Here is a 14,234-nt window from a genome sequence, read left to right as displayed (position 1 = left end):
CGTACTGCTGCTGGTCGTACTGCGGGTAGACCGGTTGACCGTACTGGTCGTACTGCTGCTGGTCGTACTGGGGTTGATCGTGCTGGGGCTGCCGGCCGTAGCCGGGCTGCTGGTCGCCGCCCGTCCAGCCGTTGTAGGCCGCCTGCTGCTGCGACTGCGGGTACTGCTGCTGGTGGCCCCCGTAGGCAGGCTGGTGCCCCAGGGGCGCCTGCTGCCCTTCCCATCCGCCGTCCCCGAACAACGGGTCCTCCGGATGCCACGGTGCGGGGCCCGGGCCCCGGCCATACTCAGTCATCGATCCCCTAGAGCCGCGAGGCGGCGGTTCGCGGCTGGGGGGTCCGGCTGCGGTTCCGCCTCTGTCGTGCGGAGGCTGTTCGAACACCTCCGCATCGCGCGGAACGTTACCGTATCGCGATCAGATGACCACTTAGACGCCCTCTCCGGGTGCTTTACCTGACACCCGTTCGGATTCCAGCGCCTGCTGAAGGATGATCACAGCGGCGGCCTGGTCGATGACGGAGCGTCCCTTCTTCGACTTCACGCCCGAGGCGCGCAGCCCCTGGCTGGCCGTCACGGTCGTCATCCGCTCGTCCACGAGCCGAACCGGAACCGGGTCGACCGCCTTGGCCAGTGCCTCGGCGAACCCCCGGACCTTGACCGCCGCCGGGCCCTCGCCCCCCTTGAGGGAGCGCGGGAGCCCGACGACGATCTCGATCGGCTCGTACTCGTCGACCAGTTGCTTCAGCCGGCGCCGGGCAGCCGGTACGTCCTTGCCGGGGACCGTCTCGACCGGGGTCGCGAGGATCCCGTCGGGGTCGCACGAGGCGACCCCGATCCGGGCGTCCCCGACGTCGATCGCGAGCCGGCGTCCTCGGCGCATCAGTTGGCCGTCTCGGCGACCAGCCGCTCGACCGCGTCGACGGCCTCGCCGACAGCGGCCGGGTTCTGGCCACCGCCCTGGGCGACGTCCGGCTTCCCGCCGCCACCGCCGCCGAGCGTCTTGGCGGCCGTGCGAACCAGGTCGCCCGCCTTGAGACCGCGCTCGCGGGCGGCCTCGTTGGTGGCGATCACGGTCAGCGGTTTGCCGTTGTTCACGGTGAACAGGGCGACGACGGCGGCCCGCCCGCCCTGGACGCGGCCCCGCACGTCGAGGACCAGCTTGCGCAGGTCGTCCGGGGTCGTCCCGTCCGGGACCTGCCCGGTGACCAGGGCGATGCCGCGCACGTCCTTGGCGGAGTCGGCGAGTCCGGCGGCGGCCTGGAGGACCTTCTCCGCGCGGAACTTCTCGATCTCCTTCTCGGCGTCCTTCAGCTTGCCGAGCATGGCCGAGATCTTCTCCGGCAGCTCCTCCGCACGCCCCTTGACCAGCTCCTGGAGCTGGGCGACGACCGTGTGCTCGCGGGCCAGGAAGTTGTAGGCGTCGACGCCGACGAGGGCCTCGATCCGGCGCACACCCGAGCCGATCGACGACTCCCCGAGCAGCTTGACCAGGCCGAGCTGCGAGGTGTTGTGGACGTGCGTGCCGCCGCACAGCTCCTTGGAGAAGTCCCCGATGGTCACGACGCGCACCCGCTCGCCGTACTTCTCGCCGAACTCGGCGATGGCACCCTGCTTCTTCGCCTCGTCGATCCCCATGACCTCGGCGCGCACGTCGAGGTCGTGGGAGAGCACCTCGTTGATCTTCTGCTCGACGTCGGTCATCACGGCCGTCGGGACGGCGGACGGCGAACCGAAGTCGAAGCGGAAGCGGCCCGGCTGGTTCTCGGAACCGGCCTGGGCGGCCGTCGGGCCGAGCGCGTCGCGCAGGGCCTGGTGGGTGAGGTGCGTGGCCGAGTGGGCGCGGGCGATGGCCGTGCGGCGCCGGGAGTCGATCGTGGCGTGGGCCTTGGCCCCGACGGTCACCTCGCCGACCTGGACGACGCCCTTGTGGACGTACACCCCCGGCACCGGCTTCTGGCAGTCGCGGACCTCGATGACGGCACCCGAGTCGACCCGGATCTTCCCGGTGTCGCCGATCTGGCCGCCGCCCTCGGCGTAGAACGGGGTGCGGTCGAGGACGATCTCGACCTCGTCGCCCTCGGTGGCGGCCGGCGAGGAGACGCCGTCGACGAGGATGCCGACGATCGTGGTCTCGCCCTCGGTGTCGGTGTAGCCGATGAAGTCGGTCTCACCGGCCTGGTCGGCGATCTCCCGGTAGGCGCCGGCTCCGGCGTGGCCGGTCTTCTTGGCCTGGGCGTCGGCCTTGGCGCGCTCCCGCTGCTCCTTCATCAGGCGGCGGAAGCCGTCCTCGTCCACGGACAGGCCCTGTTCGGCGGCCATCTCCAGGGTGAGGTCGATCGGGAAGCCCCACGTGTCGTGCAGGAGGAACGCCTTGTCGCCGGCGAGGACGGTCTTCCCGGCGGCCTTGGTCTCCTCGACGGCCGTGTCCAGGATGTTCGTCCCGCCCTTGAGGGCCTTCAGGAACGCGGCCTCCTCGGCGAGCGCGACCGTCTCGATGCGCTTGCGGTCGGTGATCAGCTCCGGGTACTGCTGGCCCATCATGCCGATCACGACATCGACGAGGTCCTTGACGACCGGACCGGTGGCGCCGAGCAGACGCATGTTGCGGATGGCGCGGCGCATGATGCGGCGCAGGACGTAGCCCCGGCCCTCGTTGCCGGGGGTGACGCCGTCGCCGATCAGCATCACGGACGTACGCATGTGGTCGGTGACCACGCGCAGGGAGACGTCCGAGGCGTGGGCGTCGCCGTAGCGGACGCCGGTCAGCTCGGTGGCCTTGTCGATGACGGCCATCGAGGTGTCGATCTCGTACATGTTCTGCACGCCTTGCAGGATCATCGCGAGGCGTTCGAGGCCGAGGCCCGTGTCGATGTTCTTGCTGGGGAGTTCGCCGAGGATCGGGTAGTCCTTGCCGCGTCCCTCACCTCGCTCGTACTGCATGAAGACGAGGTTCCAGATCTCGACGTACCGCTCGTCGTTGACGGCGGGACCGCCTTCGACGCCGAACTCGGGGCCGCGGTCGTAGTTGATCTCGGAGCAGGGACCGCAGGGACCGGGAACACCCATGTCCCAGTAGTTGTCCTTCTTGCCGAGGCGCTGGATGCGCTCCTTCGGTACGCCGACGACCTCGTGCCAGATGCGCTCGGCCTCGTCGTCGTCCAGGTAGACGGTGATCCACAGGCGCTCGGGGTCGAGGCCGTAACCGCCCTTGTCCTGGGGGCTGGTGAGCAGCTCCCAGGCGTACGTGATGGCGCCTTCCTTGAAGTAGTCGCCGAAGGAGAAGTTGCCGCACATCTGGAAGAACGTGCCGTGGCGGGTGGTCTTGCCGACCTCTTCGATGTCGGGCGTACGCACGCACTTCTGCACGCTGGTCGCGCGCGACCACGGCGGCTTGACCTCACCGAGGAAGTACGGCTTGAAGGGAACCATGCCGGCCGGGACGAGGAGCAGAGTCGGGTCGTCCGCGATGAGCGACGCCGAAGGCACGACGGTGTGCCCGCGCTCCTCGTAGAAGCTCAGCCAGCGGCGGCGAATCTCGGCCGACTCCATCAGTGGTCCTCATTCCGGTTGTACGTATACGTCGTGTTGGGGTACGTCGTGTTCTCGATGGCGGCGACGCGCCGGGGTGCGGGGAGTTCGGGCGTCTGCTCGATGCCGAGCGCGTCCTGGAGCTCGGCCTCCCGCTGGGCCATGCCGTCCCGGACGTCGAGCGCGAAGCCGACCGCGCGGTCCTTGAGCCGCGTGCCCGTCTCCAGCGCCTTGTTCGCCGCGGTCGCGGCGAGGCTCTCCGGGGTGAGCTGCTTCAGTTTGCGGTTGACCTTGGTGGTGGCCCAGACACCGGCTGCGACGCCGGTCGTGAACCAGAACGTACGGCGGAACATCGCTGCTCTCAGTCCCTCTTCCCACGGACGCGGCCCACGATCACGGTGCGGCGGGGGTCGTCCCCTCTGCCGCCGCCGAGTGCCCGGCGTACGCCGTACCCGAACGCGGCGACCTTCACGAGAGGCCCGCCGAACGTCGAGGCGACCGTCGTCGACAGCGCGGAGGCGTTCGAGGTGACCTCCTGGACGTCCGAGGCGATCGCGTCGACCCGGTCGATCTGCGTCTGCGCGGAGCGTACGGCCGTGGAGGCGTCCGCGAGCAGCGGTACGGCCTGGTCGGTCACGTCCGCCACGAGCTTGGTCGTCGCCCTGAGCGTCTGGGCCAGCCTCACCAGCGCGACGGCGAGGAAGGAGACCAGGATCGCCCAGAAGACGGCCACGATGATCCCGGCTACCTCGCCTCCGGACACCGCCGCACCTGCTTCCCTGAACAGCCCACTCAAAATGAGTGGGCTGGACGAGCCTATCGCGCCCGACGCGGCACTTCGCACCGCATTACGGGCACGCGAAAGCCCGCCGCCCCCAAGGGGGCAGCGGGCTCCGAGCGGTACTACAACCGGTGAAGAATCAACGGGCGTAGTACTCGACGACCAGCTGCTCGTCGCAGATGACCGGAACTTCCTTGCGGTTCGGCTCGCGGTCCAGGCGGAACGCCAGGGCCTTGAGGTTCACCTGGAGGTAGCGCGGGGTCTCGCCGTCGGGGGCGAAGCCACCCTCACGGGCGATCGTGAAGAGCGTCTTCTCCTTGGAGCGCTCGCGCACCTGGACGACGTCGTCGGGACGGACACGGAACGAGGGCTTGTCGGTCTTCTGACCGTTGACCTCGATGTGGCCGTGGACGACCATCTGGCGGGCCTGGTAGATCGTGCGGGCGATGCCCGAACGCAGGACCAGCGCGTCGAGACGGCGCTCCAGCTCCACGATCAGGGCCTCACCGGTCTTGCCCTGGACCTTGGAGGCGCGCTCGTAGGCGCGGACGAGCTGGCGCTCGGAGAGGTCGTACTGCGCGCGCAGACGCTGCTTCTCCAGCAGACGGACCTTGTAGTCCGAGTTCTGCTTGCGGCCACGGCCGTGCTCGCCCGGCGGGTAGGGGCGGGCCTCGAAGTACTTGACGGCCTTCGGGGTCAGCGCGATGCCGAGGGCACGCGACTTCTTGACCTTGGGGCGGGACTGGTTCGCCACTTTGTTCTCTCCGTAATGTTTCTTCGGCTTGTCAGCAGCAACGAGAGGTCGCAATCCGCAGCCGGGGAAACCCTCTTCGCCTCGCTCGAGCAAGGCGGCTCGGGCAGCCGCTCCCCTGGTCTGGGCACATACGTGCAGCACGCGAGTGGCCCACCGACCGGTTCTCGCCCTGGGGCGGATGGTGGTGGGCTGCCCGCGACACCGTTCGACGGTGCGCGACGCTCCTGGAGCCCCCTCGCGGGGGTTCCGGCCGGTCGTCCCGCTCTGACAGCGCGGGACACGGCACTTCGGGCGAGTCTACAGGGCGCTCAGGGCCGCTTGCGACCGAGGTGCTTCCTGGTCCACTCGACGGCGTCCGCGTACCGCGCCTCCGCGCCGTGCCGGGTGGGCGTGTAGTACTCGCGGTCCTTGATCTGGTCCGGGGCGTACTGCTGCTCGGCGATGCCCTCGGGGATGTCGTGCGGGTAGACGTACCCCTGCGCGTGGCCCAGCTTGGCCGCGCCCTTGTAGTGCCCGTCGCGCAGGTGCGTCGGCACCGGTCCGGCCAGGCCCTTGCGGACGTCCTCCAGGGCGGCGCCGATCGCGGTCGTCGCCGCGTTGGACTTGGGCGCGAGGGCGAGGGCGATGGTGGCGTGGCTGAGGGTGAGGGCGGCCTCGGGGAAGCCGATCATGGCGACGGCCTGCGCCGCGGCGACGGCTATGGGGAGGGCGTTCGGGTCGGCGAGGCCGATGTCCTCGCTGGCCGAGATCATCAGGCGGCGGGCGATGAAGCGGGGGTCCTCGCCGGCCTCGATCATGCGGGCCAGGTAGTGCAGGGCGGCGTCCACGTCGGAGCCGCGGATGGACTTGATGAGGGCGCTGGCGACGTCGTAGTGCTGGTCGCCGTCGCGGTCGTACTTGACCGCCGCGCGGTCGACGGTCTGCTCCAGGGTCGCGAGGGTGATCTCGGTCTCCGCCTGGTCGAGGGCGGCTCCGGCGGCGGCCTCCAGGGCGGTGAGGGCGCGGCGGGCGTCTCCTCCGGCGATGCGCAGGAGGTGGTCCTCGGTGTCCTCGGGGAGGGTGACGGCGGATTTCAGGCCGCGGTCGTCGGTGACGGCCCTTCTGAGGAGGCCGCGCAGGTCGTCGTCCGTGAGGGGTTCGAGGGTGAGGAGGAGGGAGCGGGACAGGAGGGGGGAGATGATCGAGAAGTACGGGTTCTCGGTGGTCGCCGCGATGAGGGTGACCCAGCGGTTCTCGACGGCGGGGAGGAGGGAGTCCTGCTGGGCCTTGCTGAAGCGGTGGATCTCGTCGAGGAAGAGGACGGTCTCCTTGCCGTATCCCCCGCTCGCGCGGCGCGCGCCGTCGATGACCGCGCGGACCTCCTTGACGCCTGCGGTGATCGCCGACAGCTCCACGAACCGCTTGTTGGTGGCCTTCGAGACGACGTACGCGAGGGTCGTCTTGCCCGTGCCGGGCGGGCCCCAGAGGACCACCGAGGAGACTCCGGCCGGACCGCCCGCGCCCTCGCCGACCAGGCGGCGCAGCGGGGAGCCGGGCTTCAGGAGGTGCTGCTGGCCCGCGACCTCGTCGAGCGTGCGCGGGCGCATCCTCACCGCCAGGGGGCTCCCCGTCGGGTCCTTCTCCTGGCGGTCTTCGGCGGCTGCGGTGAACAGATCGGGCTCCACACGGAAACCCTAAGTCACAGCACTGACAACGCGGGCCTGGCCTCGAAAAGGCCAGGTCAGCTGGTCCAGAAGTCCCACCAGCGGGTCAGGATCAGCATCCCGATGATCCCGATGTGCACGGCCGGCAGCACCCACGTGAACTCGCCGAAGAAGCTCTTCAGCCAGGCAGGCCCCGGCAGGAAGCCGTTGCGGACGTTGAACGACGTCACGTACCAGAACATGATGATCGTCGCGACCCAGGCCAGCGAGCACCACAGGCACAGCGCGTTGATCCGGTACAGCGACTGGAACTGGAGCCACGTGCAGAACCCGACCCCGAACAGGGTGCCGAAGTTGAAGGTGAGCCAGTACCAGCGGGGGAACCGGGCGCGGCCCAGCAGGCTCATGCCGACGGCGATGACGATGCCGTAGCAGACCAGTCCGAGCATCGGGTTGGGGAACCCGAAGGCCGCGGCCTGCTTGGACTCCATGACGCTGCCGCAGGAGACGACCGGGTTGAGGCTGCACCCGGGGACGAACGTCTTCCCCTCGACCTTGGCTTCGAGCAGCTTGAACTTGTCGATGGTGATGACCCAGGCGGCGAGCAGCCCCGCCGCGCCCGTGATCACCAGCATCAGCGCGAACGCCCTGCTGCCGCCCACCGCTCGGGACGCGTCGGCGGTGGCGCGCTCCGGCTCGTGGTCCATGGAGACCTCTTTGACTGTCGTCTTGCTCATCACGCCGATCCGTCAAGTCGAGAGGGGACGTACTTCTGACAGCGCTCATTCTGCCGCACCCGTCCCGTCGTCCACCGTTCGATGGACATAAGGACGCCCTGCCGGAAGCCTGTTCAGGACAGGTGACCGGCCCGGAAACGGCGAGGCCGGAATCGCCCGTGAGGACGATTCCGGCCTTGTCGTGTTGACGGTTAGGAAGACGGTGTGAGCCGCGACGTCAGCTCCGCCACGATCTGGTCCACGGCGACCGCCGCCTGCTCCCCCGACTCCATGTCCTTGAGCTGGACGACGCCCTCCGCGAGGTCCCGCTCCCCCGCGACCAGCGTGTAGCGGGCGCCGGAGCGGTTGGCGTTCTTCATGGCGCCCTTGAGGCCCTTGTTGCCGAACGCGAAGTCGGCGGCGACGCCGGCCCTGCGGAGCTCGGCGACCTTGCCGAAGAGGACGCGGCGGGCCTCCTCGCCGAGCGGGACGGCGTAGACCGAGGTCACGGCCGGGAGGTCGAGGACGATGCCCTCGGCCTCCAGGGCGAGGACCGTGCGGTCGACGCCGAGGGCCCAGCCGATGGACGGGAGGGCGGGGCCGCCGAGCATCTCGGAGAGGCCGTCGTAGCGTCCGCCGCCGCCGACCGCCGACTGCGCGCCGAGGCCGTCGTGGACGAACTCGAAGGTCGTGCGCATGTAGTAGTCGAGGCCGCGGACCAGCTTCGCGTCGTCCTCGAAGACGACGCCCTCGGCGCTCAGGAGCGCGCGGACCTCCTCGTGGTACGCCTTGCACGCGTCGCACAGGTAGTCCCGCAGGAGCGGGGCGTCCGCGAGCTGCTTCTGGACGTCGGCCCGCTTGTCGTCGAGGACGCGCAGCGGGTTGATCTCGGCCCGGCGCAGGGTCTCCTCGTCGAGGTCGAGGCCGCGCAGGAACGTCTGGAGGGCCTCGCGGTAGACGGGGCGGCACTCCTTGTCGCCCAGGGAGTTCAGCAGGATGCGGAAGTTGCTGAGGCCCAGCGAGCGGTACGCCTGGTCGGCGAGGACGATCAGCTCGGCGTCGAGGGCGGGGTCCTCCGCGCCGATCGCCTCGGCGCCGATCTGGGAGAAGTGGCGGTAACGGCCCTTCTGGGGGCGCTCGTAGCGGTAGTACGAGCCCGAGTACCAGAGCTTGACGGGCAGGTTGCCGGCCTTGTGGAGGTTGGCCTCCAGCGTGGCGCGCAGGGTGGAGGCGGTGCCTTCGGGGCGCAGTGCGAGCCGGTCGCCGCCCTTGGTCTCGAAGGCGTACATCTCCTTGGTGACGATGTCGGTGGACTCGCCGACGCCGCGCGCGAAGAGTTCGACGTTCTCGAAGCCGGGGGTCTCGATGTACTCGTAGCCGGAGACGCGCAGCGGTGCGGCGAGGGCCTCGCGGATCGCGAGAAAGGCGGCGGAGCTGGGCGGCAGAAGGTCGTACGTGCCCTTGGGGGCCTGGAAGGTACTCACTCGTCACATTCCTCGTCGGGGGGCGCCGGGCGCTCCCTGGCCGTCGGCCACCTGCCTCAGGTAGGCGTTGGTGGCGCGTTCGCGGCCGATGGTGGTCTGGGGGCCGTGTCCGGACAGGACCACGGTGGAGTCGTCGAGCGGCAGGCACACGCGCGCCAGGGAGGCGAGCATGTCGTCCATGGAGCCGCCGGGCAGGTCGGTGCGTCCGATGGAGCCGGCGAAGAGCAGGTCCCCGGAGAAGAACACCGGCGGGATGTCGGCGGCCTCCGGGAGCCGGAACGTCACCGACCCCTCGGTATGGCCCGGCGCGTGCGCGACGGTGAGTTCCAGACCTGCCAGCTCCAGCCGCGCCCCGTCGGTGAGTTCGCGGACGTCGTCCGGCTCCCCGATGGTCAGCTCGCCCAGCAGCGGCATCCCGATGGACCGGCCGAGGGCCTTCTCGGGGTCGCTCATCATGTAGCGGTCCTCGGGGTGGATCCAGGCGGGCACGTCGTGCGCGCCGCACACCGGGACGACCGAGGCCACGTGGTCGAGATGGCCGTGGGTGAGGACGACGGCGACGGGCTTGAGCCGATGCCTGGCGAGCGTCTCCTCGACTCCGGGGGCCGCCTCGTGGCCCGGGTCGATGATCACGCACTCCTCACCGGCGGCCGGGGCGACGAGATAGCAGTTCGTCCCCCAGGCTCCGGCGGGGAACCCGGCAATGAGCACGATCGTCCTCGGTTTTCTCGGTGCCGTCTCGGCGTTTGTGGCGATAAGGGGGGCTTGCGCAGGGCGCCGCCCACGTCAGAGCCTACCGGCGCTGCCGATTCCTCAGCGAACCCATATACGGTACGGGGCACACGCAGCGCGAACCGGCGTACGAGACGGCACGAGGAGAAGACCGGTGGTCACCCAGGAACAGCGGAAGCGGCAGCTCGCGCGGGAGAAGTTCTTGCGGCAGCAGCAACGGCGCACCGCCGCCCGGCGCAAGGCACGGATGCGCAACTCGGTGATCGCGTCGGCGCTCGGTGTGGTCGTGATCGGGAGCGCCGCGCTCTACGCGACGGGCGCGTTCGAGGACGACGGCACGAAGAAGTCGGACGACGTCGCCGCCTCCCCGTCGCCGCAGCCGAGCAAGGGCCCGGACCCGTGCGGGAAGCCGGCGGCGGGGTCGGTCAAGACGGAGACGTGGAAGACCGAGCCGAAGCTCGCGATCGACAAGTCGGCGAAGTACACGATGACGCTGGACACCACCTGCGGTGAGATCGGCATCGACCTCAAGGCGTCGGCGGCCCCGCAGACCGTGAACTCCTTCGACTTCCTGGCCGGCAAGGGCTACTTCGACCACACCAGGTGCCACCGGCTCACCACCGAGGGCATCTACGTCCTCCAGTGCGGCGACCCGACCGCGAAGGGCTCGGGCGGTCCCGGGTACACGATCCCGGACGAGAACCTGAAGGACACCTCGCTGAAGAACGGCATCTACCCGGCGGGCACGGTCGCGATGGCGAACACCGGCCAGCCGCACACCGGCGGCAGCCAGTTCTTCCTCGTCTACCAGGACAGCCAGCTCCCGCCGCAGTACACGCCGTTCGGTACGGTGTCGGCCGACGGGATGAAGGTCCTGAAGAAGATCGCCGCCGCGGGAGCGCAGGCCGCCGACCCGACGACGGGCAACACGGCCCCGAACGCGACGGTCGTGATCGACAAGGCGACGGTCGCGAAGTCCTGACGAATCCGAGGCGGCGGCCAGCGTAATTTCGGTCGCGCTGGATGCGGACAGGCACGCCGCCGGTCGCCTATGTTGGCCAAGACGAAACTGTGGACGATGCCCGGGGGCCAGCGAGCCTCGCGCAGGCATCATGTGGAGGAGGCGCTGTGAGCAGCGACCCGTGGGGCCGCGTCGACGAGACGGGGACCGTGTACGTGCGTACGGCCGACGGCGAGCAGGTCGTCGGTTCCTGGCAGGCCGGCTCTCCCGAGGAGGCGCTGGCCTACTTCGAGCGCAAGTACGAGGGCCTGGTGGTCGAGATCGGCCTCCTGGAGAAGCGCGTGCGCACCACCGACCTGTCGGCCAAGGACGCCCAGCTGGCGATCGACCATCTGCGCGAGCAGGTCGACGCGCATCACGCGGTCGGTGACCTGGCCTCGCTGCGGGAGCGGCTGGACGCGCTGGTGTCCTCGGTCGAGTCGCGGCGCGAGGAGCGCAAGCAGCAGCGCGCCAAGCAGTCCGAGGAGGCCCGCAAGGCCAAGGAGGAGCTGGTCGCCGAGGCGGAGCAGCTCGCGCAGTCCGACCAGTGGCGGGCGGCCGGCGAGCGGCTGCGGGCGCTGGTGGACACGTGGAAGGGCCTGCCGCGCCTGGACCGCAAGTCGGACGACGAGCTGTGGCACCGCTTCTCGCACGCCCGCTCGGCGTTCTCCAAGCGGCGCAAGGCGCACTTCGCGCAGCTCGACGCGCAGCGCGAGGACGCCCGCCGGATCAAGGAGCGGCTGGTCGCGGAGGCCGAGTCGCTGTCGTCGTCCCAGGACTGGGGTCCGACGGCGGCCCGCTACCGCGAGCTGATGGCGGACTGGAAGGCCGCGGGCCGCGCCCAGCGCGAGCACGAGGACGACCTGTGGAACCGCTTCCGCGGCGCCCAGGACGTGTTCTTCGCGGCGCGCAGCGGGGTCTTCGCCGAGCGGGACGCCGAGCAGACGGAGAACCTGAAGCTGAAGGAGGAGCTGGCCGAGGAGGCCGAGAAGCTCCTGCCGATCGGCGACCTGAAGTCGGCGCGTGCGGCGTTCCGCGCGATCAACGAGCGCTGGGAGGCCATCGGCCACGTCCCGCGCGACGCCCGCCCGAAGGTCGAGGGCCGGATGCACACGGTCGAGCGCGCCCTCCAGGACGCCGAGGAGACCGAGTGGCGCCGCACCAACCCGGAGGCGCGTGCGCGTGCCGCCGGTCTCACCGGCCAGCTCCAGGCCGCCGTCGACAAGCTGAAGGGCCAGATCGAGACGGCTCGCGCCCAGGGCAACACGTCCCGCGCGGACAAGCTGGAACGCGAGCTGGAGGGCCGCCAGGCGCTGCTGGACCAGGCGCTGAAGGGGCTCCAGGAGTTCGGCGGCTGAGTTTTTCCGGACGCTGAAGAGGGCCCCGTACGCGGGGCCCTCTTTCCGTGCGCCCTACGGGCGTCTGGCCGACGTCACCCGGTACACGTCGTACACGCCCTCCACGCCCCGCACCGCCTTCAGGACGTGCCCGAGGTGTTTCGGGTCGCCCATCTCGAAGGTGAAGCGGGACGTCGCCACCCGGTCGCGGGACGTCTGGACGGCCGCGGAGAGGATGTTGACGTGCTGGTCGGACAGGACGCGGGTGACGTCCGACAGGAGCCGGGAGCGGTCGAGGGCCTCGACCTGGATGGCGACCAGGAACACCGAGGACTGGGTGGGCGCCCACTCGACGTCGAGGATGCGCTCGGGTTCGCGGGAGAGTGACTCCACGTTGACGCAGTCGCTGCGGTGAACCGATACGCCACTACCCCGGGTGACGAACCCGATGATCGGGTCGCCCGGTACGGGCGTGCAGCAGCGGGCCAGCTTGACCCACACGTCGTCGACGCCCTTGACGACCACACCGGGGTCGTTGTTGCTGCGCCGCTTGCGCCCGCGAGTACGGGACGGCGGGACGGCCTCGTCGATCTCCTCGGTGGCCGCCTCCTCGCCGCCGAGCGCCTGGACGAGTTTCTGGACGACGCCCTGCGCCGCGACATGGCCCTCGCCGATCGCGGCGTACAGGGACGAGATGTCGGGGTAGCGCATCTCGTGGGCCAGGGTGACCAGGGAGTCGCCGGTGAGGATGCGCTGGATCGGCAGGTTCTGCTTGCGCATCGCGCGGGCGATGGAGTCCTTGCCCTGCTCGATCGCCTCGTCGCGGCGCTCCTTGGAGAACCAGGCGCGGATCTTGTTGCGGGCGCGCGGCGACTTGACGAAGCCGAGCCAGTCGCGGGAGGGCCCGGCGCCGGCCGCCTTGGAGGTGAAGACCTCGACGAGGTCGCCGTTGTCGAGGGTCGATTCGAGCGGGACGAGCCGGCCGTTGACTCTCGCCCCTATCGTGCGGTGTCCGACCTCCGTGTGGACGGCGTACGCGAAGTCGACCGGGGTGGCGCCCGCCGGGAGCGCGATGACGTCGCCCTTGGGGGTGAAGACGAAGACCTCGTTGCGGGAGAGGTCGAAGCGCAGGGACTCCAGGAACTCGCTGGGGTCCTCGGTCTCCTTCTGCCAGTCGAGGAGCTGGCGCAGCCACGCCATGTCGTTGATGGCGTCCTTGTCCTTGCCGGCGGCCTTGGGGGCGTCGGTGCGGACCTTGGAGGCGCCGGCGACGGCCTCCTGCTTGTACTTCCAGTGCGCGGCGATGCCGTACTCGGCGCGGCGGTGCATGTCGAACGTGCGGATCTGGAGTTCGACGGGCTTGCCGTTGGGGCCGATGACCGTCGTGTGCAGCGACTGGTACATGTTGAACTTGGGCATCGCGATGTAGTCCTTGAACCGGCCGGGGACCGGGTTCCATCGCGCGTGGACGGTGCCGAGGGCCGCGTAGCAGTCGCGGACGGTGTCCACGAGGACGCGGATGCCCACCAGGTCGTAGATCTCCGCGAAGTCGCGGCCTCGTACGATCATCTTCTGGTAGACGGAGTAGTAGTGCTTCGGCCGGCCGGTGACGGTCGCCTTGATGCGGGCGGCGCGCAGGTCGGACTGGACCTCGTCGGTCACTATGGCCAGGTACTCGTCGCGCTTGGGGGCGCGCTCGGCGACCAGGCGGACGATCTCGTCGTACATCTTGGGGTAGAGGATCGCGAACGCGAGGTCCTCCAGTTCCCACTTGATGGTGTTCATGCCCAGGCGGTGGGCGAGCGGCGCGTAGATCTCCAGGGTCTCGCGCGCCTTCTTCTCCTGCTTCTCGCGCTTGAGGTAGCGCATCGTGCGCATGTTGTGCAGGCGGTCGGCGAGCTTGATGACCAGGACGCGCGGGTCCTTGGCCATCGCGACGACCATCTTGCGGACGGTCTCGGCCTGCGCGGCCTCGCCGAACTTGACCTTGTCGAGCTTGGTGACGCCGTCGACGAGGAGCGCGACGACGTCGCCGAAGTCGCGGCGCAGGTCGTCGAGGCCGTACTCGGTGTCCTCGACGGTGTCGNNGAGGGGGTGGGTGATGTACGGGTCGCCGCTCTTGCGCTTCTGGCCGCGGTGCCAGCGCTCGGCGACCTGGTAGGCCCGCTCGATCTGGCGCAGGACCGCCGTCTCGGTCTTCGGGTCGTTGCTGCGGACTATCCGCAGGAGCGGTTCCAGCACCGGGTTGTACGGGTTCGC

Annotated in this window: 11 protein-coding genes and 2 pseudogenes; 2 read left to right on the top strand and 11 right to left on the bottom strand. The window is 69.8% G+C overall.

Annotated elements, in window-relative coordinates; genetic code table 11:
- The 10 genes and pseudogenes from AOK24_RS17235 to AOK24_RS17190 form a co-directional block, all read right to left on the bottom strand.
- A pseudogene (locus tag AOK24_RS17235) lies at positions 1–295 on the bottom strand (endolytic transglycosylase MltG); the annotation flags it as partial.
- Positions 296–427: 132 nt separating this feature from the next.
- Positions 428–880 carry a Holliday junction resolvase RuvX gene (gene ruvX / locus AOK24_RS17230; protein WP_055720963.1) on the bottom strand — a complete coding sequence of 151 codons (453 nt, stop codon included), beginning with the start codon at positions 878–880 and terminating at the stop codon, positions 428–430.
- Positions 880–3,549: an alanine--tRNA ligase gene (alaS, locus tag AOK24_RS17225; RefSeq protein ID WP_055720962.1), complete on the bottom strand. Its 2,670-nt coding sequence runs from the start codon at positions 3,547–3,549 to the stop codon at positions 880–882. Before alaS ends, ruvX begins: the two co-directional genes overlap by 1 nt.
- Positions 3,549–3,881 carry a hypothetical protein gene (locus AOK24_RS17220; RefSeq protein WP_055720961.1) on the bottom strand — a complete coding sequence of 111 codons (333 nt, stop codon included), beginning with the start codon at positions 3,879–3,881 and terminating at the stop codon, positions 3,549–3,551. The genes alaS and AOK24_RS17220 overlap by 1 nt, the downstream gene beginning before the upstream one ends.
- Before the next feature lie 8 nt (positions 3,882–3,889).
- Positions 3,890–4,291 carry a DUF948 domain-containing protein gene (locus AOK24_RS17215; RefSeq protein ID WP_055720960.1) on the bottom strand — a complete coding sequence of 134 codons (402 nt, stop codon included), beginning with the start codon at positions 4,289–4,291 and terminating at the stop codon, positions 3,890–3,892.
- A gap of 157 nt (positions 4,292–4,448) precedes the next feature.
- Positions 4,449–5,063, bottom strand: a complete 615-nt coding sequence (gene rpsD / locus AOK24_RS17210; RefSeq protein WP_055720959.1) for a 30S ribosomal protein S4 — start codon at positions 5,061–5,063, stop codon at positions 4,449–4,451.
- Between the two features lie 308 nt (positions 5,064–5,371).
- Positions 5,372–6,727 carry a replication-associated recombination protein A gene (locus AOK24_RS17205; protein ID WP_055720958.1) on the bottom strand — a complete coding sequence of 452 codons (1,356 nt, stop codon included), beginning with the start codon at positions 6,725–6,727 and terminating at the stop codon, positions 5,372–5,374.
- Positions 6,728–6,783: 56 nt separating this feature from the next.
- Positions 6,784–7,443, bottom strand: coding sequence for a vitamin K epoxide reductase family protein (locus tag AOK24_RS17200; RefSeq protein ID WP_055720957.1), 660 nt, complete (start codon positions 7,441–7,443; stop codon positions 6,784–6,786).
- A gap of 191 nt (positions 7,444–7,634) precedes the next feature.
- On the bottom strand, positions 7,635–8,906 hold the full coding sequence (gene hisS / locus AOK24_RS17195) for a histidine--tRNA ligase (protein WP_055720956.1): 1,272 nt from the start codon (positions 8,904–8,906) through the stop codon (positions 7,635–7,637).
- 3 nt (positions 8,907–8,909) lie between these two features.
- On the bottom strand, positions 8,910–9,617 hold the full coding sequence (locus tag AOK24_RS17190) for an MBL fold metallo-hydrolase (RefSeq protein ID WP_055720955.1): 708 nt from the start codon (positions 9,615–9,617) through the stop codon (positions 8,910–8,912).
- A 175-nt stretch (positions 9,618–9,792) separates the two neighbouring features.
- Between AOK24_RS17190 and AOK24_RS17185 the strand changes: the two genes are divergently transcribed.
- Together AOK24_RS17185 and AOK24_RS17180 are read left to right on the top strand one after the other, a co-directional pair.
- Positions 9,793–10,620 carry a peptidylprolyl isomerase gene (locus AOK24_RS17185; RefSeq protein ID WP_055720954.1) on the top strand — a complete coding sequence of 276 codons (828 nt, stop codon included), beginning with the start codon at positions 9,793–9,795 and terminating at the stop codon, positions 10,618–10,620.
- Positions 10,621–10,766: 146 nt separating this feature from the next.
- Positions 10,767–11,996, top strand: coding sequence for a DUF349 domain-containing protein (locus AOK24_RS17180; protein ID WP_055720953.1), 1,230 nt, complete (start codon positions 10,767–10,769; stop codon positions 11,994–11,996).
- Between the two features lie 54 nt (positions 11,997–12,050).
- On the opposite strand, the pseudogene AOK24_RS17175 reads toward AOK24_RS17180, so the two are convergent.
- Positions 12,051–14,061, bottom strand: a pseudogene (locus AOK24_RS17175) (RelA/SpoT family protein); the annotation flags it as partial.
- Positions 14,062–14,234 lie beyond the last annotated feature (173 nt).

The organism is Streptomyces niveiscabiei (assembly GCF_001419795.1).
Lineage (GTDB): Bacteria > Actinomycetota > Actinomycetes > Streptomycetales > Streptomycetaceae > Streptomyces > Streptomyces niveiscabiei.
The sequence above is the reverse complement of the archived record's forward strand: the minus strand, read 5'-3'. Positions and strand labels throughout refer to the sequence as shown.

Excerpts from the sequence above, each read along its gene's own strand:
- ruvX (WP_055720963.1), bottom strand. The coding sequence starts at position 880 with ATGCGCCGAGGACGCCGGCTCGCGATCGACGTCGGGGACGCCCGGATC.
- alaS (WP_055720962.1), bottom strand. The coding sequence starts at position 3,549 with ATGGAGTCGGCCGAGATTCGCCGCCGCTGGCTGAGCTTCTACGAGGAG.
- AOK24_RS17220 (WP_055720961.1), bottom strand. The coding sequence starts at position 3,881 with ATGTTCCGCCGTACGTTCTGGTTCACGACCGGCGTCGCAGCCGGTGTC.
- AOK24_RS17200 (WP_055720957.1), bottom strand. The coding sequence starts at position 7,443 with ATGAGCAAGACGACAGTCAAAGAGGTCTCCATGGACCACGAGCCGGAG.